A 21,578-nucleotide genomic window follows, 5' to 3' on the forward strand; every position below is an offset into this window, starting at 1 on the left:
GCGGCGGGTTGTCATCAGAGTTGGGGGCTGAGATCAGGATTTCAAGGGCTCTTCGATTTTGAAGTGAGCGCGGGCCGTGGCAATAGGCTCGGCTTCGGTGCTTTGCCAGGCGGTAATTGCGACGTTTGCCACTCGGCGCCCCTGTCGGCACACTTGGCATCTGGCCCAGGTATCGCGAAACTGCCCCGCGCGCAGGTAGTCGAGGGAGAAATCGATAATCTTCGGCACACCGGGCGAGCCGGTGAAAATCAGCAGATGCAGTGCCGCCGAGAGTTCCATGAAGCCGGCAATCACCCCGCCATGAATCGCCGGCAATAAAGGATTACCAATGTTGTCTTTGTTGGCCGGCAGACGAAACAGCAGCTCATCCCCGACACGCGAACATTCAACACCGATCAGTCTGGCGTAGGGAATCAGGTCCAGCAGCGAGGCGTAGTCTCCCTGCGCATGGGCCTGTTGAAGTTGCTCCTTGAACGTGTCGGTCATTTCGCAACTCCAGTAAGGGCACCGGCAATGGCACCGCCAAACCCTTTGGTGCCTTTGATTCCCTTGCCCATGCGCATGAACGTACCTACCACATGGGCGATGGGTTGTTCGGGGTCGTCCTGATAGGCGAAACCGCGCGCGAAGATCACGTCGGTGGTCACTCGGTAGCATTGGGCGAAGCCGTATACGTCCTTGTGCGGCTCGGCGGCGTGCATGTAGTCGATGCGCAAGTCGAGCGTCGGGCAGACTTCGAACTCGGGCAGCACGCAAAGGGTGGCCATGCCGCAAGCAGTGTCCATCAGCGAGGTCAGCGCACCGCCATGAATCACCCCGGTTTGCGGGTTGCCGACGATCTGCGGGCTGTACGGCAAAATCACCGTCAGCCCTTCGCTGCTGGCGCTGTGAACGCGCATGCCGAGTACCTGACAATGCCGCAATGCCGACAGGAATCGCGTCGCACGCTCAAAAACGGGGTTTTCGGCCATTGGATAAAACTCTTCTTAGTGTTTGGACAAAGTAGCAGGCTAGAGGGCAAAAGTTCCGTGGCAAAACAAACTTATATATCTGTGTGATTTGAGGAACTTAACCCTGATCGCCATGCTCGAAAGGCCAGTAGATATTTTCCATAAGGAGAAACACCCCATGCGTAAGACTTTAGCTATTGCCTTGATGTTGACCGCGTCCCTCGGTCTCGCTGCCTGCGATAAAAAATCCGAGGACAAAGCTCAAGATGCCGCCAAACATTCTGAGCAAGCTCAAGAAAAAATGAGCGAAGCTCAGGATAAAGTGAACGAAGCCGCAAAAGAAAACGCCGAAGCTGCCAAAGCTCAGGCCGAATCGAACGCAGCAGCTACAAAAGAAGCCGCTCCAGAAGCACCTAAAAACTAAAAGCGTTTTTAGTGATAAAAGAAAACCCGCCAAGTGCGGGTTTTCTTTTTATTGGCGATAAGTGCTAGAGCAAAATTATTCTAAAAGTCGGACTAATCATCAGCAACAACGAACACACTAAACCCACAAACCACACCAGACTGCGCTGCCAGGCCAGATCTGCCCAATAGCACAGCAAGTAAATGATGCGCGCGATCACAAAGATGATTGCCAGCGTATCGATCAGCCATCCCGCCGTCTGCGTGGTGTGCGCCATCAACACCCCGACCGCGAACAATAAGAACGCCTCGAAACTGTTCTGGTGTGCCGCCAATGCACGGGCACCAAAGCCGGTAAGTTGCGCCTGCTGCTGGCGCGGCAGGTGATTGTTGTAACCACCCTGCTCGCTCATGGCTTTGGCCACCGGAATCTTTGCCACGTAAATCAGCAATGCGCTGATAAACACACACCAGAACGGAATACTCATCAAGCAGCTTCCTTGTTTGCTTCAGGCAATGGCGCCTCTGTAGGTGTATAGACCATCACATCAAGAACGTCGGAGTGAAACTCGCGGCGATACAACACAAATACGACACCGGCGCTCATCAACATGAACAACCAGGGACTGACAAACCACGCCAGCATGGTCATGCCGAAGTAATAGGAACGCAGGCCGAAGTTGAACTGGTTGGCCGCCATGGAGATGACACGGGCGGCTCGAGAGGCAAAGGCTTTACGCTCTTGTTCGGACACATGGCGCTCGCCGATCATCGGCGCCGAGCCCACGAGAATCGCCGCAAAGTTGTACTGACGCATGCACCAGCTAAAGGTAAAGAACGCATAGACAAACACCAGCGCCAGGCACAACAACTTGATCTCCGACATGCCTTGGGAGGCCTGTTGCACCATCGGGATATCCGCCAGTAACGATACGGCTCTGTCGGACGCACCCAATACCGTGAGAATACCGGCCAGGATAATCAGCGTACTGGAAGCGAAGAACGAGGCATTGCGCTCAAGGTTACCGATCACGCTGGCATCGGCAATGCGGTTGTCGCGCAACAGCATGCGGCGCATCCAGTCTTCGCGATACAGGTGCAGCACGCTGGCCAGGCATGCGGTGTCACGGCCCTTCCATGTCGCGTAACGGGTGTAGCCACCCCAGCAGACGACAAACCAGAGCGCGGCGAGGATGTGAATCAGATTGGCGTGGACGAACGACATGCAGTTCCTTGTGATGTGTGGATGATGAAACCTGCGGATAGTGCTTCGACGTTAGCCCAAGTAAAAAGACACTGCATCACGCGCATAAAAAAATGCCCCGTATCGATTGATACGGGGCATTTCCATTTGTAGCTCAAGCCCGCTTGTGGCGGGTCATGAGGAGGCTTAAGCCAGCGCTTCTTCGCGCTTGCCCAGCAGGCGGTCGCAAACCACGGCAACCACCAGGGTCATGACCGACGGCACCAGCCACGCCAGACCCTGCTCGCTCAATGGCAGATGAGTCAGTTGAGTCGGCATCCAGTCAGCCAGGCCGGCGCCTTTGAGGGCATCGATCAGACCGAAGATGAACGACACCAGCATCACCGGACCAACAATGCGGCCCTGCTCATGCCAGAAGTCCTTGCAGAAGCTCAGGGCTACCAGGGCGATGCATGGCGGGTAGATGGCGGTCAGCACCGGGATCGAGAAAGCAATCAACTTGGTGAGGCCCAGATTGGACACCAACAGGGAGAACGCAGCCAGGATGATCACCAGCGTCTTGTAGGACAGTGGCAGTACGCGGCTGAAGTATTCGGCACAGGCACACGTCAGACCGACCGCTGTTACCAGGCAGGCCAGGGAGATCAGCACCGCAAGGAAACCACTGCCCAACGAACCAAACGTGTGCTGAACGTACGCATGCAATACCGCGGCACCGTTGGCAGCACCAGCGGCCACTTCATGGCTACCCGAACCGAGACGGAACAGACTGACGTAAACCAGCGCCAGACCCACGCCGGCAATCAGACCGGCGATAATCGCGTAACGGGTGATCAACGCTGGCGATTCCACACCCCGGGAACGAATGGCGTTGACAATGACAATGCCGAATACCAGCGCACCCAGGGTATCCATGGTCAGGTAACCATTGATAAAGCCTTGGGAGAACGGTGCCGCGACATATTCAGGTGTGGCCACGCCGATTTCACCAGCCGGCAACGCGAACGCAGCAATGCCGAGAACGGCCAGAGCGATGATCTTCAGCGGTGCAAGGAAACGTCCTACGGTGTCCAGCAGACGGCCCGGATAGAGCGAGATGAAGAACACCAGCAGGAAGTACACCGAGCTATAGAGAAACAGCGCCAGCGGGCTCTCACCGGTCAGCGGCGCCAGACCCACTTCGAACGACACGGTCGCGGTGCGCGGCGTCGCGAACAATGGGCCAACAGCGAGGTAGCACGCAGCTGCCAGCAGGCCACCGGCGACTTTACCGATCGGGCTGCTCAAGGCATCCATTGCACCACCGACCTTGGCCAGGGCAACAACGGTGATCACCGGCAAACCAACCGCGGTGATCAGAAAACCCAGCGCCGCCATCCAGACATTAGGCCCGGACTGCAAACCGACGATAGGCGGGAAGATGATGTTGCCAGCCCCGACGAACAGGGCAAACGTCATAAAACCAAGTGCCAGTATGTCCTGGCCTTTCAACACTTTCATTAAGGAAATACCACACTACTGAATCGGAATTTAGAGAGGGATTTCCCTTATGGGTGAGGGAAATGCTGTCGGCCCGTATAGGACTGACCCGTTTAGCGCGTCGCTGCCTTGTGGGCCGCGGACGCAAAAATGGCTGCTAGCGTAACGAATCCGTCTGACAAACGCACTATTACAGGGCGAACTATCCGATATACGACATTCCAATGTCGCGTTTACATACCTAATTTTCCTACCTTGGCACAGATCGCTCCCACGCTCTGCGTGGGAATGCATCCCGTGACGCTCTGCGTCACATTCAAAGGCGGAACGCGGAGCGTCCCTGGCGGCATTCCCACGCAGAGCGTGGGAACGATCACCCGGAAACGACAAAGGCCACCCGAAGGTGGCCTTTGCTTGGTGAAGCGTCAGTTAAGCGCGAGGCTTACTTGACGGCCCAACCAGTCAGCTCGGCCAGGGCCTTGCCGATGTCTGCCAGCGAACGCACGGTTTTAACGCCTGCGTCTTGCAGCGCAGCGAATTTCTCGTCTGCAGTGCCTTTGCCGCCAGAGATGATTGCGCCAGCATGGCCCATGCGCTTGCCCGGAGGAGCAGTCACACCAGCGATGTAGGAAACAACCGGCTTGGTCACGTGTGCCTTGATGTAGGCAGCCGCTTCTTCTTCAGCCGAACCGCCGATCTCACCGATCATCACGATCGCTTCGGTCTTCGGGTCTTCCTGGAACAGCTTCAGGATGTCGATGAAGTTCGAACCCGGGATCGGGTCACCACCGATACCGACGCAAGTCGACTGACCGAAACCGGCGTCAGTAGTCTGCTTCACAGCTTCGTAGGTCAGGGTGCCGGAACGGGAAACGATACCAACCTTGCCTGGCAAGTGAATGTGACCTGGCATGATGCCGATCTTGCATTCGCCTGGAGTGATCACGCCTGGGCAGTTAGGACCGATCAGGACTACGCCCAGCTCGTCGCACTTGACCTTGGCATCCAGCATGTCCAGGGTAGGAATGCCTTCAGTGATGCAAACGATCAGCTTGATGCCGCCGAAGGCTGCTTCCAGGATGGAGTCCTTGCAGAAAGGAGCTGGAACGTAGATCACGCTGGCGGTGGCGCCAGTGGCAGCTACAGCATCTTTCACGGTGTTGAACACTGGCAGACCCAGGTGCTCGGTGCCGCCTTTGCCAGGAGTTACGCCACCCACCATCTTGGTGCCGTATTCGATGGCTTGCTGGGTGTGGAAACTACCTTGCGAACCGGTAATACCCTGGCAGATAACTTTGGTGTCTTTATTGATCAGGACGCTCATTATTTGCCCTCCGCAGCTTTAACGACTTGTTGAGCAGCGTCGGTCAGGCTGGTAGCAGCGATGATGTTCAAACCGCTTTCTGCCAGTACTTTAGCGCCCAGCTCAGCGTTGTTGCCTTCAAGGCGAACAACAACCGGGATTTTCACGCCGACTTCTTTCACAGCGCCGATGATGCCTTCGGCAATCATGTCGCAACGAACGATGCCGCCGAAGATGTTGACCAGTACTGCAGCGACGTTAGTGTCGGACAGGATGATCTTGAACGCTTCGGTAACGCGTTCTTTGGTAGCACCGCCGCCCACGTCGAGGAAGTTGGCTGGTTTGCCGCCATGCAGGTTGACGATGTCCATGGTACCCATGGCCAGGCCAGCACCGTTGACCATGCAACCGATGTTGCCTTCCAGTGCTACGTAGTTCAGTTCGAACTTGGCAGCGTGCGCTTCGCGCGGATCGTCTTGCGACGGATCGTGGAAAGTCTTCAGCTTAGGCTGACGGTACATGGCGTTGGCGTCGATGTTGATCTTGGCGTCGAGGCAATGCAGATCGCCGTCAGCCTTGATCACCAGCGGATTCACTTCCAGCAGAGCCAGGTCGTGATCCTTGAACAGCTTGGCCAGACCTACGAAGATCTTGGCGAACTGAGCAACTTGCTTGCCTTCCAGACCCAGCTGGAATGCCAGCTCGCGCCCCTGGAATGGCTGAGCGCCAACCAGTGGATCGATAGTGGCCTTGAGGATTTTCTCAGGGGTGTCGTGAGCGATTTTCTCGATGTCCACGCCACCTTCGGTGGAAGCCATGAACACGATGCGACGGCTCGAACGGTCAACGACAGCGCCCAGGTACAGCTCTTTAGCGATATCAGTGCACGATTCAACCAGGATCTTGGTGACTGGCTGACCATTGGCATCAGTCTGGTAAGTCACCAGACGCTTGCCCAACCACTGTTGAGCGAATGCTTTGGCGTCTTCTTTGCTGCGAACCAGCTTTACGCCGCCCGCTTTACCGCGACCACCAGCGTGGACCTGGGCTTTGACAACCCACTCGGTGCCGCCGATTTTGTCGCAAGCTTCTGCTGCTGCTTCCGGGGTGTCTACTGCGTAGCCGGTGGAAACTGGCAGGCCGTACTCAGCGAACAGCTGCTTACCCTGATACTCGTGAAGATTCATGCTTATTACCGTCTTCGTTAGGTACTGCGCATTCGGTGCTGCACTTGTTCAAGTGCCGCACCACCTGTGACTGCTGCTTGCGTAGCTGAGCTACGCAAGACTGCGTCCAGCGGACATTCCGCGGTGAGTCTTGCATGCAAGGCTCACGACGGGCCGTACCGCCGTGGTTTCTTATTGTCTTAACGCTTCTTGCGGTTGGCGATGTGGATGGCGCCGCCATTCACAGCCAAAGCTGCTTCGTGCAAGGCTTCAGACAGGGTCGGATGGGAGAAAACCATCATGCCCAGGTCTTCAGCGCTGGTGCCGAATTCCATACCGATTGCGCCCTGCTGAACCAGTTCTGCAGCGCTCGGGCCAATCACGTGGACGCCCAATACGCGGTCAGTCTTGGCATCGGCAATGACTTTCACGAAACCGCCGGTGTCGTTAGCTGCCATGGCACGGCCACTGGCTGCGAACGGGAAGGTGCCAACGTTAACTTCAACGCCTTCAGCCTTCAAGGTCTGCTCGGTTTTGCCGACCCACGCGATTTCCGGGTGAGTATAAATAACTGACGGGATCAAGTCATAGTTCATCTGGGCTTTGTGGCCCTTGATGCGCTCAACGACCATGATGCCCTCTTCCGAGGCTTTGTGTGCCAGCATCATGCCGCGAACCACGTCACCGATGGCGTAAACGCCCGGTACGGTGGTGGCGCAGTGATCGTCAACGTGCACGAAACCGCGCTCGTCCAGGGTCACGCCGCAATCAGCAGCCAGCAGATCAGTGGTCACAGGACGGCGACCAACGGCTACGATCAGCTTGTCGAAAGTGATGTTCTGTTCGCCGTTGGCATCGGTGTAGTTCACAACGACTTCGTCGCCGTTCACTTTGGAACCGGTAACGCGAGCGCCCAGCTTGATGTCCAGACCTTGTTTGGTCAGGGTTTTCAACGCTTCCTTGGAAACGGCAGCGTCAGCGGCCATCAGGAACGTGTCCAGCGCTTCGAGAACGGTCACTTCTGCGCCCAGGCGGGACCAGACCGAACCCAGCTCCAGACCGATCACGCCAGCGCCAATCACGCCCAGACGTTTTGGCACGGACTGGAATTCCAGTGCGCCAGTTGAATCGACGATCACATTCTGGTCGACTGGAGCCGGTGGAATGTCGATCGGACGCGAACCTGGAGCCAGAATCACGTTCTCGGCTTCAATGATTTCTACCGAACCGTCAGGCTTGGTGACTTCGACTTTCTTGCCGGCCAACAGTTTGCCGTGGCCCTGGATCGAGGTCACACCGTTAGCCTTGAACAGCGTCGCAACGCCGGAGGTCAGGCCTTTGACGATGTTGGCTTTACGGCCAACCATCGCAGCCACGTCCATGGTTACGCCAGCATGATTGATACCGTGGATCGCGAAGCCGTCTTGGGCTTCGTGAAACTTCCAGGAGCTGTCCAGCAGCGCCTTGGATGGAATGCAACCGACGTTCAGGCAAGTACCGCCGAGGGCCAGTTTGCCTTCCTTGTCGGTGTATTTCTCGATGCAGGCAGTGGAGAGGCCCAGTTGCGCTGCTTTAATGGCAGCCACGTAGCCGCCAGGGCCCGCGCCAATCACTACCACGTCGAATTTCTGAGTCATGTGTCATTCCTTCTCGAATCAAACCGGACGGCCCCTTTTGGGGACCGTCGTGGGACGAAGCTGGTCATTACAGAAGGGCCGTTCATCACTGAGCGGCCCGAGCAACGAAATCAGATATCCAGCAGCAAACGAGCCGGGTCTTCCAGCAGGTTCTTGATGGTAACCAGGAAGGTCACAGCTTCTTTGCCGTCGATCAAACGGTGATCGTAGGACAGAGCGAGGTACATCATCGGACGGATAACGACTTGACCGTTGATCGCCATAGGACGCTGCAGAATGTTGTGCATGCCCAGGATGGCCGCTTGTGGCGGGTTGACGATCGGGGTCGACATCATCGAACCGAAAGTACCACCGTTAGTGATGGTGAACGTACCACCGGTCATTTCGTCCATCGACAGCTTGCCGTCACGAGCCTTCTTGCCGAAGGTGGCGATGCCGCCTTCGATTTCAGCCAGGCTCATCAGTTCGGCGTTACGCAGAACCGGCACAACCAGGCCGCGGTCGCTGGAAACAGCCACACCGACGTCAGCGTAGCCGTGATAAACGATGTCAGCACCGTCGATCGACGCGTTGACAGCCGGGAAGCGTTTCAGCGCTTCGGTGGCAGCCTTGACGAAGAACGACATGAAGCCCAGGCGCACGCCGTTGTGGGACTTCTCGAACAGATCCTTGTACTTCGAACGCAGGGCCATGACTTCGGTCATGTCGACTTCGTTGAAAGTGGTCAGCATCGCCATGTTCGATTGAGCTTCAACCAGACGCTTGGCAACGGTGGCCCGCACACGGGTCATCGGTACGCGCTTCTCGATGCGATCGCCGGCAGCGAACACTGGAGCAGCAGCGGCAGGAGCAGCAGCCTTGGCAGGCGCGGCAGCCGGAGCGGCTTTCTTGGCAGCAACAGCTGCTACCACGTCTTCCTTGGTCACACGACCGCCTTTGCCAGTGCCGGCAACGGAAGCGATGTTGATACCGTTTTCTTCAGCCAGCTTGCGAGCAGCCGGTGCAGCAACAGGATCGTCTTCGCCCGCTTCGGCGGGAGCCGCGGCAGCGGCAGCCGGTGCAGCAGCGGCGGCTGGAGCGGCAGCAGCACTGCCCTCACCGATGGAGCCCAGAACTTCGTCGGACAGAACGGTGTCGCCTTCGTTCTTGACGATAGCGCCCAACACGCCGTCAGCGGTAGCCAACACTTCCAGTACGACTTTGTCAGTTTCGATGTCGACGATCAGTTCGTCACGCTTGACGGCGTCGCCCGGCTTTTTGTGCCAGGTGGCAACGGTGCCATCGGCAACCGATTCCGGGAAAGTGGGGGCTTTGATTTCGATAGCCATTATCTGTGGGTCCTTAAATTCGGTTTCAGGTGCGCGAAGGCGTTAAACAGTAAAGGCGTCTTGCAGCAGTTGTTCCTGCTGCTCAGCGTGCATCGATGCATAACCACAAGCAGGTGCAGCAGAAGCATCACGGCCCGCGTACTCAAGTACGAGAGACTTGTCGTGATTGCCAACGATGCGGCGCATGTGGTGTTGGCTGCAGTACCAGGCACCCTGGTTCATCGGCTCTTCCTGACACCAAACGATATGTTTGAGGTTGGTGTACGGAGCCAGGACTTCGTTCAAGTCGTCCTCAGGGAATGGGTACAGCTGCTCGATACGCACGATGGCGATGTCATCACGACCTTCGGCACGGCGTTTTTCCAGCAGGTCGTAGTAGACCTTGCCGCTACACAGAACAACGCGCTCGACCTTTTTCGGGTCCAGGGCATCGATTTCCGGGATAACGGTCTGGAACGAACCTTCGGCCAGATCTTCCAGGGTCGAGATGGCCAGTTTGTGACGCAGCAGCGACTTCGGAGTCAGAACGATCAACGGCTTGCGCAGCGGGCGAATCACCTGACGACGCAGCAAGTGGTAGATCTGAGCCGGCGTAGTCGGGACGGCAACCTGAATATTGTGCTCGGCGCACAGCTGCAGATAACGCTCCAGACGAGCCGAAGAGTGCTCCGGACCCTGACCTTCATAACCGTGCGGCAGCAGCATGGTCAGACCGCAGAGACGGCCCCACTTGTGCTCGCCACTGGTGATGAACTGGTCGATAACCACTTGAGCACCGTTGGCGAAGTCGCCGAACTGGGCTTCCCAGATCACCAGCGCCTCAGGCGTGGTGGTCGAGTAACCGTATTCGAACGCCAGCACGGCTTCTTCGGACAGGAACGAATCGTACAGATCGAAACGTGGCTGGCCCTTGTACAGGTTTTGCAGCGGGACGTAGGTACCCGCGTCTTTCTGGTTGTGCAAGACAGCATGACGGTGCGAGAACGTACCGCGACCGATGTCCTGACCCGTCATGCGAATCGGGTGACCTTCGAACGACAGGGTCGCGTACGCCATGGTTTCGGCGTAACCCCAGTTGATCGGCAGGCCGCCGGCTTGCATTTTCTGACGGTCTTCGTAGATTTTCGAGACCTGGCGCTGAACCACGAAGCCTTCCGGAATTTCCAGCAGCTTGGCGGACAGTTCCTGCAAGGTTTTCAGATCGAAGCGAGTGTCGTGACGCGCGGTCCAGGCGTGGCCCAGATACGGACGCCAGTCCACGAACAACTCTTTGTTCGGCTCTTTGACCAGGCTTTTTACTACGTGCAGACCGTTGTCCAGCGCGTTGCGGTATTCGTCGACTTTCGCCTGAACACGCTCTGCGTCCAGCACACCGCCCTGGGTCAGACGATCAGCATACAGCTCACGCGTGGTGCGCTGTTTGGTGATCTGCTGATACATGATTGGCTGGGTGCCGCTAGGCTCGTCGGCCTCGTTGTGGCCGCGACGACGGTAGCAGACCAGGTCGATCACCACGTCACGCTTGAACTGCATGCGGTAGTCGATGGCCAGCTGGGTCACGAACAACACGGCTTCCGGATCATCACCATTCACATGGAGGATCGGCGCCTGGATCATCTTCGCAACGTCGGTTGCGTACTCGGTCGAGCGCGAGTCCAGCGGGTTGCTGATGGTGAAACCGACCTGGTTGTTGATCACGATGTGCACGGTGCCGCCGGTCTTGAAACCGCGGGTCTGCGACATCTGGAAGGTTTCCATCACCACACCCTGACCGGCGAATGCCGCGTCACCGTGGATGGAGATCGGCAGAACCTTCTCGCCGGTAGGGTCGTTACGACGATCCTGACGGGCGCGAACCGAACCCTCGACCACGGGGGAAACGATTTCCAGGTGGGACGGGTTGAACGCCATGGCCAGGTGAACTTCACCGCCAGTGGTCATCACGTTGGACGAGAAGCCCTGGTGATACTTGACGTCACCGGAACCCAGCTCGACCTTCTTCTTGCCTTCAAACTCGTCGAACAGCTCGCGCGGGTTCTTGCCGAAGGTGTTGACCAGCACGTTGAGACGGCCACGGTGGGCCATGCCGATCACGATTTCCTTGGTGCCATAGGAACCGGAACGCTGGATCAGTTCGTCGAGCATCGGAATCAGGCTCTCGCCGCCTTCCAGACCGAAACGCTTGGTACCCGGGTATTTGGTCCCGAGGTATTTTTCCAGACCTTCGCCGGCGGTGACGCGTTCGAGCAGATGGCTCTTGATGTCGGCGGAGTACGTCGGACGGCCGCGCACGCTTTCCAGACGCTGCTGGAACCACTGGCGCTGCTCGGAATCGGTGATGTGCGTAAATTCAGCGCCGATGGTGCGGCAATATGTCTGCTGCAACGCTTCGTGAATTTCGCGTAGGCTCGCCTCCTCTTTGCCGATGAACAGGTCGCCGGCACGGAAGGTCGTATCAAGATCGGCATTGGTCAAGCCGTAATGATTGATTGACAGGTCTGCAGGTGCAGGACGCTGCCACAGCCCCAGCGGGTCAAGCTGGGCTGCCTGGTGGCCACGCATACGGTAGGCCTGGATCAATCGCAGCACTTCAACTTGCTTCTTCTCGTGCTCACTGCTCACGCTGCCGGCGGAAACCGGTTGGGCGCGGCGCTGGTTCTTTGCCAGCAAGACGAAATGATCGCGAATTGTGGAGTGCGAAACATCGGTGGCAGTGTTGCCATCAGCAGGCAACTTCTGGAAGTAGGTGCGCCACTCTTCTGGCACAGCGTTAGGGTCGTGCAGGTAGAGCTCGTAGAGCTCTTCCACATAGGCAGCGTTACTACCGGATAGGTAGGCGCTGTTCCACATGCGCTGCATCACGCTTTCTTGCATGCTTGGTCACCCTCGGTTAGGGGAACACCACCGGCGTCGACACCGAGAAAACTTGCAGAAGTCCGAATGCAGCGACTAAAACAAGCCACTTAGGATCACGCTGATAGTCCGGGTACCAGCCCGGATGCCCCTGCTTGTCTCATTTCTTCAAAATAAGAGCCGCAGCCTTATAAGCTGCTGCTCAGGTTAAAACTACGGCGCCGGTTGAAGCCTGCGCCGTAGCATCTACGGGTATTGCGGTCCTACGGGTACAGCAGCTGAATCACACGCCGCTTTGCAGCAGCATGTTACGAATGTGACCGATGGCCTTAGTCGGGTTCAGGCCTTTCGGACAAACGTTGACGCAGTTCATGATGCCCCGGCAGCGGAATACGCTGAACGGGTCATCCAGCGAAGCCAGACGCTCGGATGTCTTGTTGTCGCGGCTGTCTGCCAGGAAGCGATAGGCTTGCAGCAGAGCAGCCGGACCCAGGAACTTGTCCGGGTTCCACCAGAAGGACGGGCACGAAGTCGAGCAGCAAGCGCACAGGATGCACTCGTACAGACCGTCGAGCTTTTCACGCTCTTCAGGGGACTGCAGACGCTCGATGGCCGGAGCCGGCGTGTCGTTCTGCAGGTATGGCTTAACCTTTTCGTATTGCTTGTAGAAGATGCTCATATCGACGACCAGGTCACGGATAACCGGCAAACCTGGCAGCGGACGGACGATCAGCTTGTTACGTTTTACGACGGCAGACAGCGGCGTGATGCACGCCAGACCGTTTTTGCCGTTGATGTTCATGCCGTCGGAACCGCAAACACCTTCACGGCAAGAGCGACGATAGGAGAAACCTTCGTCCTGCTCTTTGATCAGGGCCAGCACGTCCAGCACCATCAGGTCTTTACCACCGGTATCAACCTGGAATTCCTGCATGAACGGCGCAGCGTCCTGATCAGGGTTGTAACGATAAACACTGACTTGCAACATGGCGGCCACCCTTAATAAGTCCGAATCTTAGGTTCAAAAGTCGGAACAGTCTTCGGCGAGAAGTTCACAGCACGCTTGGTAACGCGCTTGTCACCCGGGAAGTACAGGGTGTGGCACAGCCAGTTTTCGTCGTCACGGTCTTCGAAGTCTTCACGGGCGTGAGCACCGCGGGACTCTTTGCGCACTTCAGCAGCGATGGCAGTGGCTTCGGCCACTTCCAGCAGGTTCTGCAGTTCCAGCGCTTCGATACGCGCAGTGTTAAACGCCTGGCTCTTGTCATTGATCTTGACGTTGGCGATACGGCCACGCAGATCAGCCAGCTGAGCAATACCCTTCTGCATGTATTCGCCGGTGCGGAACACACCGAAGTAGTTCTGCATGCAGCTTTGCAGTTCGCGACGCAGAGTTGCCACGTCCTCACCTTCGGTACGCTCGTTCAAAGCGGACAGACGTGCCAGGGCCGCGTTGATGTCGGCGTCGGTAGCGTCATCGTATTCGATACCGTCGGTCAGCGCTTTTTCCAGGTGCAGGCCGGCAGCGCGGCCGAATACCACCAGGTCAAGCAGCGAGTTGCCGCCCAGACGGTTGGCGCCGTGAACCGATACGCACGCCACTTCACCCACTGCGAACAGGCCAGGGATGATTTCGTCCACGCCTTCGTCGTTCTGGGTGATTGCCTGACCGTGAATGTTGGTCGGAACGCCGCCCATCATATAGTGGCAGGTCGGAACAACCGGAACCGGAGCAACAACCGGGTCAACGTGCGCGAACGTCTTGGACAGTTCGCAGATGCCTGGCAGACGGCTGTGCAGCACTTCCTCGCCCAGGTGGTCGAGTTTGAGCATTACGTGGTCGCCATTCGGACCGCAACCGTTACCAGCGATGATTTCCTTAACCATCGAACGGGCAACAACGTCACGACCGGCAAGGTCTTTGGCGTTCGGAGCATAACGCTCCATGAAACGCTCGCCGTGCTTGTTGATCAGGTAACCACCTTCACCACGGCAACCTTCGGTGACCAGTACACCGGCGCCGGCGATGCCGGTCGGGTGGAACTGCCACATTTCGATGTCTTGTACCGGTACGCCGGCACGCAGCGCCATACCAACACCGTCACCGGTATTGATCAGGGCGTTGGTGGTCGAAGCGTAGATACGACCTGCACCGCCGGTGGCCAGTACGGTGGCCTTGGCACGGATGTAGGTGGTTTCACCGGTTTCGATGCAGATGGCAATCACGCCGACGAATGCGCCGTCCTGGTTTTTCACCAGATCAACAGCGTAGTACTCGTTCAGGAACGTGGTGCCTGCTTTCAGGTTGCCCTGATAAAGGGTGTGCAGCAGCGCGTGACCGGTACGGTCGGAAGCGGCGCAGGTACGGGCGGCCTGGCCACCTTTACCGTAATCCTTCGACTGGCCGCCGAATGGACGCTGGTAGATACGACCCTGTTCGGTACGGGAGAACGGCAGACCCATGTGGTCCAGTTCGAAAACTGCAGCCGGGCCTTCCTGACACATGTATTCGATAGCGTCCTGGTCACCGATATAGTCGGAACCCTTGACGGTATCGTACATGTGCCAGCGCCAGTCATCGTTCGGATCGGCAGATGCGATGGCGCAGGTGATGCCGCCCTGGGCCGACACGGTGTGCGAACGGGTAGGGAAAACCTTGGTGATCACGGCAGTCTTGTGACCGCCCTGTGCCAGTTGCAGCGCTGCGCGCATGCCGGCACCGCCACCACCAATAATGATGGCGTCGAAAGAAATCGTTGGAATGTTAGCCATGGATCAGATACCCCAGAGAATCTGCACACCCCAGACGAAGTAAGCGAACATCGCAACGCCGCATACTGCCTGGAAAAGGAAACGTACTGCAGTCGCGGACTTGCCCAGCGCCATCGGCGTCAGGTAGTCAGTCGCGATGGTCCACATGCCGACCCAGGCGTGAGCGCCCAGGGCTACAAGGGCCAGCAGACTGAAGATACGCATCCCGTTGTGGGCGAACAGGGCATGCCATTGGTCGTAACCAATGCCTGGATTCGCAACGAGGTATCCGATCAGGAAGATGAAATAAGCCGCGAGAACGACCGCAGACACACGCTGTGCCATCCAGTCATAGAGGCCCGAACGCGACAGGTTCGTAACGCTGGTTACCATATCCAAACTCCCGCCAGAACGATCAACACCGCAGATACGGCGATAATGATTTGCGAGCCCAGCTTGCCGCCTTCCAGCGTCTCACCGATGCCCATATCCATAATCAAATGGCGCACACCGGCTACCAGGTGATACAGAAGAGCGGACAGGAGGCCCCATGCTACGAACTTGGCCAGCGGACTGGTCAAGCATGCCTTCACCTCGGCAAAACCTTCCTCGGAACCCAGAGACTTGCCCAATGCATACAGCATGAAGCCAAGGCCCAGGAAGAGGATGATGCCGGAAACACGGTGAAGAAACGACGTAACGCCGGTGATGGGGAGTTTGATGGTCCTTAGGTCTAGGTTTACAGGTCGTTGGCTTTTCACGGCTTTTTTTCACACTGAAGAGCCCCTAACAATCAGGGCAAAGTTGTTGGGGAGTGCACTGGTCAGGTAACCACCACCCAGGGATGCGACCCCCAATAAAGCAGGCCCAAAAGCCCCTGGCGGTCGGTGGCCGAGTATAGACAGTTAGGCTACTAATGACAACGCGTTCACCTTCCCCTAATAGCTGATTGCACAAGTCAGATAAAAGGCGTAAATGGCAGGCAATTTCGAGGAAAAAGTCCGGTTAAAGCCTTCTGGAGCAAGACTTTAGGCAAATTGACATTCGAATTTATCTCACTATAGTGGTGCGGGCCCTGCGTGGGGGGTCTGTCTGATGATTTCAAGCATAAATAGGAGGCCACATGGCTGACAAAAAAGCGCAGTTGATCATCGAGGGCGCAGCCCCCGTCGAGCTGCCCATTTTAACCGGCACCGTTGGTCCCGATGTTATCGACGTTCGGGGCCTGACGGCCACGGGCCGTTTCACCTTTGACCCTGGTTTCATGTCGACTGCCTCTTGCGAGTCGAAGATCACCTACATCGACGGCGACAACGGCATTCTGCTGCACCGCGGCTACCCGATCGAACAGCTGGCTGAAAAGTCGGACTACCTGGAAACCTGCTATTTGCTGCTCAACGGCGAATTGCCGACCGCAGAGCAGAAGGCCCAGTTCGTAGGCACCGTGAAGAACCACACCATGGTTCACGAGCAATTGAAGACCTTCTTCAACGGCTTCCGTCGCGACGCCCACCCGATGGCCGTCATGTGCGGCGTAGTGGGCGCCCTCTCGGCCTTCTACCACGACTCCCTCGACATCAATAACCCGCAGCATCGCGAAATCTCCGCGATCCGCCTGGTTGCCAAGATGCCGACCCTGGCCGCAATGGTTTACAAGTACTCCATGGGCCAACCCATGATGTACCCGCGCAACGACCTGTCGTACGCGGAAAACTTCCTGCACATGATGTTCAACACCCCGTGCGAGATCAAACCGATCAGCCCGGTACTCGCCAAGGCCATGGACCGGATCTTTATCCTCCATGCCGACCACGAGCAAAACGCATCGACTTCTACCGTACGCCTGGCCGGTTCGTCGGGTGCCAACCCGTTCGCCTGTATCGCCGCCGGTATCGCTGCACTGTGGGGCCCTGCCCACGGCGGTGCGAACGAAGCCGTTCTGACCATGCTTGACGAGATTGGCGATGTTTCGAACATCGACAAGTACATCGCCAAGGCCAAAGACAAGAACGATCCGTTCAAATTGATGGGCTTCGGTCACCGGGTTTACAAAAACCGCGACCCACGCGCCACCGTCATGAAGCAAACCTGCGACGAAGTACTGAAAGAACTGGGCATCACCAATGATCCGCAACTCGAACTGGCCATGCGCCTGGAAGAGATCGCCCTGACCGACCCGTACTTCATCGAACGTTCGCTGTACCCGAACGTCGACTTCTACTCGGGGATTATCCTCAAGGCGATCGGTATTCCGACCAGTATGTTCACCGTGATCTTCGCCTTGGCGCGGACTGTCGGCTGGATCTCCCACTGGAAAGAAATGCTCTCCAGCCCGTACAAGATCGGCCGCCCGCGCCAGTTGTATACCGGCTACGAGTCGCGTGATATCACCCGGCTTGAAGACCGCAAATAAGACCTGTCTTGCGATAATGTCTTGAGCTGTACCGGAAACGGCCTCTATTTAGATAGGGGCCGTTTTTGTTTGTGCCTGATGTTGAATTACGCGGCGGCCTGGGGGCCGACCGGGCTCTATGGTTGTGTCCATATCCGTTTCTTCGGTTGCGCCGGCTGGCGGTTCCGCTCTTACAGCGGGTCACTTTCGAAAAGCGCGAAAGTAACCAAAGCGCTTCTGCCCCTGTCGTTCGGTGCCTCGCCCAGGCTCGGCATGCCCGCGCTCCGGTCCTGCTCCGTGGGCCCGCCGCGATCGGCCATCCATGGCCGTGCGCGGCTAACCCGGCATCCATGCCGGGTTGCCCACTGCGCAGAACCTCCACTCGGCCTCTCGAGGGGGCGGTGCGTCAAGATCAAAAGCTGCAGGCGAGCTAACGCTCGGCCTGTTGAGTGGTGAAAAGCAGAGCGGATTCGCTCTGATTTTGTGTGGGAGCGAGCCTGCTCGCGAAGCTTTTGATCTTGCCGTTGCCGTTGCCGTTGCTTCGACTTTGGCTTTGGCTTTGGCTTTGGCTTTGGCTTTTGATCTTGATCTGCCGCCCCTTTCCCAGAGGCCGAACGCAGGTATTGCGTAGGGGGCACCGCGGCAAGGATGCCGCGGTAGCCGCCCCCGGCCATGGATGGCCGATGGCGGCGGGCCCCCGGAGCAATGCCGGAGTGAGGGCATGCCGAGCCTAGGCGAGGCACCGAATGGCGGGGCAAGAGCCCTTTGGTTACTTTGGGGCTTTTCCAAAGTGACTCGCTGTAAAAGCGAAACCAATAGAAGCCGTAACCGCAGAAACGGATATGTACACGATCAAAGAGCCCAGTCGACTATCGGGCCACCTTCGCGAGCAAGTCAAACAAGGGCCGATAACCGCCCAATAAAAAAATGCCCCAATCTCTCGACCGGGGCATTTTTGTGTAGCTCAGCTTATATATAGAAACTCAAAGCCTCAGTGCGAAACCGCCCCACTCGCCCCCAACCCGGTCTGCGAACGAACAAACTGCGGGAAGAACAACGCCCGCTCGTTCACACCCTCGGCCGACTTATCGGTGATCGAGAAGAACCAGATCCCGACAAACGCAATGGCCATGGAGAACAGCGCCGGGTATTCATACGGGAAGATCGCCTTCTCGTGACCCAGTATCTGCACCCAGATGGTTGGCCCCAACACCATCAAGCCAACAGCACTGACCAGGCCCAGCCAGCCGCCGATCATCGCACCGCGAGTCGTCAGCTTCTTCCAGTACATGGAAAGCAGCAACACCGGGAAGTTACAGCTCGCCGCGATGGAGAACGCCAGGCCCACCATGAACGCGATGTTCTGCTTCTCGAACAGAATCCCCAGACCGATCGCCAGCACCGCCAGAGCGATGGTGGTGATTTTCGAGACACGGATCTCGTCCTTCTCGTTGGCCTTGCCCTTCTTGATCACGCTGGCATACAGGTCATGGGACACCGCCGAAGCACCGGCCAGGGTCAGACCAGCTACCACCGCCAGGATGGTTGCGAACGCCACCGCCGAGATGAAGCCCAGGAAGATACTGCCACCCACTGCGTTGGCCAGGTGCACCGCCGCCATGTTGTTGCCGCCCAACAGCGCGCCGGCCGCATCTTTGAAGGCCGGGTTGGTGCTGACCAGCAGGATCGCGCCGAAGCCGATGATGAAGGTCAGGATGTAGAAGTAGCCAATGAAGCCGGTTGCATACAGCACACTCTTGCGAGCTTCTTTCGCGTCACTCACGGTGAAGAAGCGCATCAGGATGTGCGGCAGGCCAGCGGTACCGAACATCAGCGCCAGGCCAAGGGAGAAGGCGGAGATCGGGTCTTTCACCAGACCGCCGGGGCTCATGATTGCCTCACCCTTAGGGTGAACCTTGATCGCCTCGGAGAACAGCGCGTTGAAGTCGAAGTTGACGTGTTTCATTACCATCAGCGCCATGAACGAGGCACCGGACAGCAACAGCACCGCCTTGATGATCTGCACCCAGGTCGTCGCCAGCATGCCGCCGAACAGCACGTACAAGCACATCAGGATACCGACCAGAATCACCGCAACGTGATAGTCGAGACCAAACAGCAGCTGAATCAGCTTGCCGGCACCGACCATTTGCGCGATCAGGTAGAACGCTACCACCACCAACGAACCGCACGCCGACAGCGAGCGGATCTGGGTTTGCCCCAGGCGATAGGACGCCACGTCGGCAAAGGTGTACTTGCCCAGGTTACGCAGGCGCTCGGCGATCAGGAACAGAATGATCGGCCAGCCCACCAGGAAACCGATCGAGTAGATCAGGCCGTCGTAGCCAGAGGTGAACACCAGGGCGGAAATACCCAGGAAGGACGCCGCGGACATGTAGTCACCGGCAATCGCCAGACCGTTCTGGAAACCGGTGATCTTGCCGCCCGCCGCATAGTAGTCGGCAGCCGAGTTGTTCTTCTTGGAAGCCCAGTAAGTGATATATAAAGTCGCGCCGACGAACGCCACAAACATCAGGATCGCCGCGATGTTCAGGGGTTGTTTCTGTACCGCACCCGTGAGGGCTTCAGCCGCCCAGGCGCCAGGTGCAAAGGCTGCGATGCTCAATAGAGCCATTAGACGCCGGATCATTGCTGAGCCTCCTTGAGAATCGCATTGTTCAAGTCGTCGAATTCGCCGTTGGCGCGTCGCACGTAGATGCCCGTCAGGATAAAGGCCGAAACAATCAGCCCGACACCGATCGGAATGCCCCACGTAATCGAAGACTCGGGGCTGATTTTCGCACCCAGAATATGCGGCCCGTAGGCAATCAAAAGGATGAATCCGGAGTACAGCCCAAGCATGATCGCCGAAAGAATCCAGGCGAATCGTTCTCTCTTGCTGACCAGCTCTTTGAAGCGCGAGCTGTTTTGTATCGAGAGGTAAATGCTGTCGTTCATTGTTTTTATCCTCGCAGCACAGATTTAGTTGGAACGGTATCCACTCTATGCGGCTGCCGGACAGGTTCCAGACGACCTTAGTATTAGAACGACATGACACAGCCGCCATTTTTCAGCATGCATTAAACAATGCGGGGGCGGGCTTGCTCGCGAAGGCGGAGTGTCAGCCAACATCGTTGCTGAATGACACACCGCTTTCGCGACCAAGCCCGCCCCACATAAAAAAACAAAAGGCCCCTTGGCATTTATGCCAAGGGGCCTCGAGAAGTGCTGACTAGGCGCCTCGGGTCAAATCATTTGATCCAGTCGGCAACGCGATCCGGGTGTTTGGCCACCCAATCTTTCGCTGCGGCTTCAGGCTTGGCGCCCTCTTGAATCGCCAACATGACTTCGCCGATTTCGTCTTTCGACGCCCACTGGAAGCTCTTCAAAAACTTCGCGACTTCAGGCGCTTTGGTTGCCAGCTCCTTGCTGCCGATGCTGTTCACGGTTTCAGCCGCGCCGTAAACGCCTTTCGGGTCTTCCAGGAAGCGCAGTTTCCACTTGGCGAACATCCAGTGCGGCACCCAACCGGTGACGGCAATGGATTCGTTTTTCTTCTCGGCACGGGTCAGCTCGGCAATCATGCCGGCGCCAGAACTGGCCTTGAGGGTGTAGCCGTCCAGGCCATAGTCCTTGATCGCCTGCTCGGACTTGAGCATCACGCCTGAACCGGCATCGATGCCGACGATACGATTTTTGAAGCTGTCGTCGGTTTTCAGATCAGCAATAGACTTGGCCTTGACGTACTCCGGCACGATCAGGCCGATTTTCGCATCCTTGAAGTTCGGGCCGTAATCGACGACCTGATCCTTGTTCTTGGTCCAGTATTCACCGTGAGTCACGGGCAACCACGCCGACAGCATGGCGTCGAGTTTGCCTGTGGCCACACCCTGCCACATGATCCCGGTGGCAACCGCTTGCAGCTTCACGTCATAACCGAGTTTCTGCCTGATCACTTCTGCGGCCACGTTGGTCGTGGCGACGCTGTCCGACCAGCCGTCTACATAACCGATCGTCACTGCCTTGCCTTCAGCGCTGGCCATCGTAGAACTGATCGCCAGCACCAAAGCGGCACCTGCGCCCAAGAGTCGTCGCATCTTCATCGTTACTTCC

General features: G+C 57.4%; 19 protein-coding genes. 2 read left to right on the forward strand and 17 right to left on the reverse strand.

Features of this window, described 5'->3' with window-relative positions:
* Positions 1 to 33: 33 nt before the first annotated feature.
* The gene (locus tag PSH88_RS21675; protein ID WP_030131718.1) at positions 34 to 486 is read right to left on the reverse strand and encodes a PaaI family thioesterase; all 453 of its coding nucleotides are present in this window, start codon (positions 484 to 486) and stop codon (positions 34 to 36) included.
* Positions 483 to 971, reverse strand: a complete 489-nt coding sequence (locus PSH88_RS21680; protein WP_305422561.1) for a PaaI family thioesterase — start codon at positions 969 to 971, stop codon at positions 483 to 485. The genes PSH88_RS21675 and PSH88_RS21680 overlap by 4 nt, the downstream gene beginning before the upstream one ends.
* A 157-nt stretch (positions 972 to 1,128) precedes the next feature.
* Between PSH88_RS21680 and PSH88_RS21685 the strand changes: the two genes are divergently transcribed.
* Positions 1,129 to 1,374: a hypothetical protein gene (locus PSH88_RS21685; RefSeq protein ID WP_305422562.1), complete on the forward strand. Its 246-nt coding sequence runs from the start codon at positions 1,129 to 1,131 to the stop codon at positions 1,372 to 1,374.
* Positions 1,375 to 1,438: 64 nt separating this feature from the next.
* Here PSH88_RS21685 and PSH88_RS21690 read toward each other — a convergent pair whose 3' ends face one another.
* From PSH88_RS21690 to sdhC, 12 genes are all read right to left on the reverse strand, one after another.
* The gene (locus tag PSH88_RS21690; RefSeq protein ID WP_305422564.1) at positions 1,439 to 1,840 is read right to left on the reverse strand and encodes an MAPEG family protein; all 402 of its coding nucleotides are present in this window, start codon (positions 1,838 to 1,840) and stop codon (positions 1,439 to 1,441) included.
* A complete protein-coding gene (locus PSH88_RS21695) occupies positions 1,840 to 2,577 on the reverse strand; it encodes a DUF599 domain-containing protein (RefSeq protein ID WP_305422565.1) in 738 nt (245 codons plus the stop codon). Before PSH88_RS21695 ends, PSH88_RS21690 begins: the two co-directional genes overlap by 1 nt.
* A gap of 165 nt (positions 2,578 to 2,742) precedes the next feature.
* A complete protein-coding gene (brnQ, locus tag PSH88_RS21700; protein ID WP_305422567.1) occupies positions 2,743 to 4,056 on the reverse strand; it encodes a branched-chain amino acid transport system II carrier protein in 1,314 nt (437 codons plus the stop codon).
* A 421-nt stretch (positions 4,057 to 4,477) separates the two neighbouring features.
* Complete coding sequence (gene sucD / locus PSH88_RS21705) at positions 4,478 to 5,359, reverse strand: succinate--CoA ligase subunit alpha (RefSeq protein ID WP_007919877.1); 882 nt, start codon at positions 5,357 to 5,359, stop codon at positions 4,478 to 4,480.
* The gene (gene sucC / locus PSH88_RS21710; RefSeq protein WP_007898980.1) at positions 5,359 to 6,525 is read right to left on the reverse strand and encodes an ADP-forming succinate--CoA ligase subunit beta; all 1,167 of its coding nucleotides are present in this window, start codon (positions 6,523 to 6,525) and stop codon (positions 5,359 to 5,361) included. The genes sucD and sucC overlap by 1 nt, the downstream gene beginning before the upstream one ends.
* 179 nt (positions 6,526 to 6,704) lie before the next feature.
* On the reverse strand, positions 6,705 to 8,141 hold the full coding sequence (gene lpdA, locus PSH88_RS21715) for a dihydrolipoyl dehydrogenase (protein ID WP_305422569.1): 1,437 nt from the start codon (positions 8,139 to 8,141) through the stop codon (positions 6,705 to 6,707).
* Positions 8,142 to 8,251: 110 nt separating this feature from the next.
* Positions 8,252 to 9,469: a 2-oxoglutarate dehydrogenase complex dihydrolipoyllysine-residue succinyltransferase gene (gene odhB / locus PSH88_RS21720; RefSeq protein WP_007898985.1), complete on the reverse strand. Its 1,218-nt coding sequence runs from the start codon at positions 9,467 to 9,469 to the stop codon at positions 8,252 to 8,254.
* Positions 9,470 to 9,511: 42 nt separating this feature from the next.
* Entirely contained in the window at positions 9,512 to 12,343 is a 2,832-nt protein-coding gene (locus tag PSH88_RS21725; RefSeq protein ID WP_305422570.1) for a 2-oxoglutarate dehydrogenase E1 component, read from the reverse strand.
* Positions 12,344 to 12,605: 262 nt separating this feature from the next.
* Positions 12,606 to 13,310 (reverse strand): succinate dehydrogenase iron-sulfur subunit, encoded by a 705-nt coding sequence (locus tag PSH88_RS21730; protein WP_007898989.1) that lies wholly within the window; start codon positions 13,308 to 13,310, stop codon positions 12,606 to 12,608.
* 11 nt (positions 13,311 to 13,321) lie between these two features.
* On the reverse strand, positions 13,322 to 15,094 hold the full coding sequence (sdhA, locus tag PSH88_RS21735) for a succinate dehydrogenase flavoprotein subunit (protein ID WP_305422571.1): 1,773 nt from the start codon (positions 15,092 to 15,094) through the stop codon (positions 13,322 to 13,324).
* A gap of 3 nt (positions 15,095 to 15,097) precedes the next feature.
* Complete coding sequence (sdhD, locus tag PSH88_RS21740; RefSeq protein ID WP_008071469.1) at positions 15,098 to 15,466, reverse strand: succinate dehydrogenase, hydrophobic membrane anchor protein; 369 nt, start codon at positions 15,464 to 15,466, stop codon at positions 15,098 to 15,100.
* Positions 15,460 to 15,834 (reverse strand): succinate dehydrogenase, cytochrome b556 subunit, encoded by a 375-nt coding sequence (gene sdhC, locus PSH88_RS21745; protein ID WP_032830362.1) that lies wholly within the window; start codon positions 15,832 to 15,834, stop codon positions 15,460 to 15,462. The genes sdhD and sdhC overlap by 7 nt, the downstream gene beginning before the upstream one ends.
* Before the next feature lie 362 nt (positions 15,835 to 16,196).
* Between sdhC and gltA the strand changes: the two genes are divergently transcribed.
* Complete coding sequence (gene gltA / locus PSH88_RS21750; RefSeq protein WP_105339798.1) at positions 16,197 to 17,486, forward strand: citrate synthase; 1,290 nt, start codon at positions 16,197 to 16,199, stop codon at positions 17,484 to 17,486.
* Positions 17,487 to 18,456: 970 nt separating this feature from the next.
* Here gltA and PSH88_RS21755 read toward each other — a convergent pair.
* The 3 genes from PSH88_RS21755 to PSH88_RS21765 all read right to left on the reverse strand — a co-directional run bounded on the left by PSH88_RS21755 (position 18,457) and on the right by PSH88_RS21765 (position 21,568).
* Positions 18,457 to 20,115 (reverse strand): cation acetate symporter, encoded by a 1,659-nt coding sequence (locus PSH88_RS21755; protein WP_305422575.1) that lies wholly within the window; start codon positions 20,113 to 20,115, stop codon positions 18,457 to 18,459.
* Positions 20,112 to 20,423 (reverse strand): DUF485 domain-containing protein, encoded by a 312-nt coding sequence (locus PSH88_RS21760; protein WP_007894282.1) that lies wholly within the window; start codon positions 20,421 to 20,423, stop codon positions 20,112 to 20,114. Before PSH88_RS21760 ends, PSH88_RS21755 begins: the two co-directional genes overlap by 4 nt.
* A 293-nt stretch (positions 20,424 to 20,716) precedes the next feature.
* Entirely contained in the window at positions 20,717 to 21,568 is an 852-nt protein-coding gene (locus tag PSH88_RS21765) for a glycine betaine ABC transporter substrate-binding protein (RefSeq protein ID WP_305422576.1), read from the reverse strand.
* Positions 21,569 to 21,578 lie beyond the last annotated feature (10 nt).

Source organism: Pseudomonas wuhanensis (assembly GCF_030687395.1).
GTDB classification, from domain to species: domain Bacteria; phylum Pseudomonadota; class Gammaproteobacteria; order Pseudomonadales; family Pseudomonadaceae; genus Aquipseudomonas; species Aquipseudomonas wuhanensis.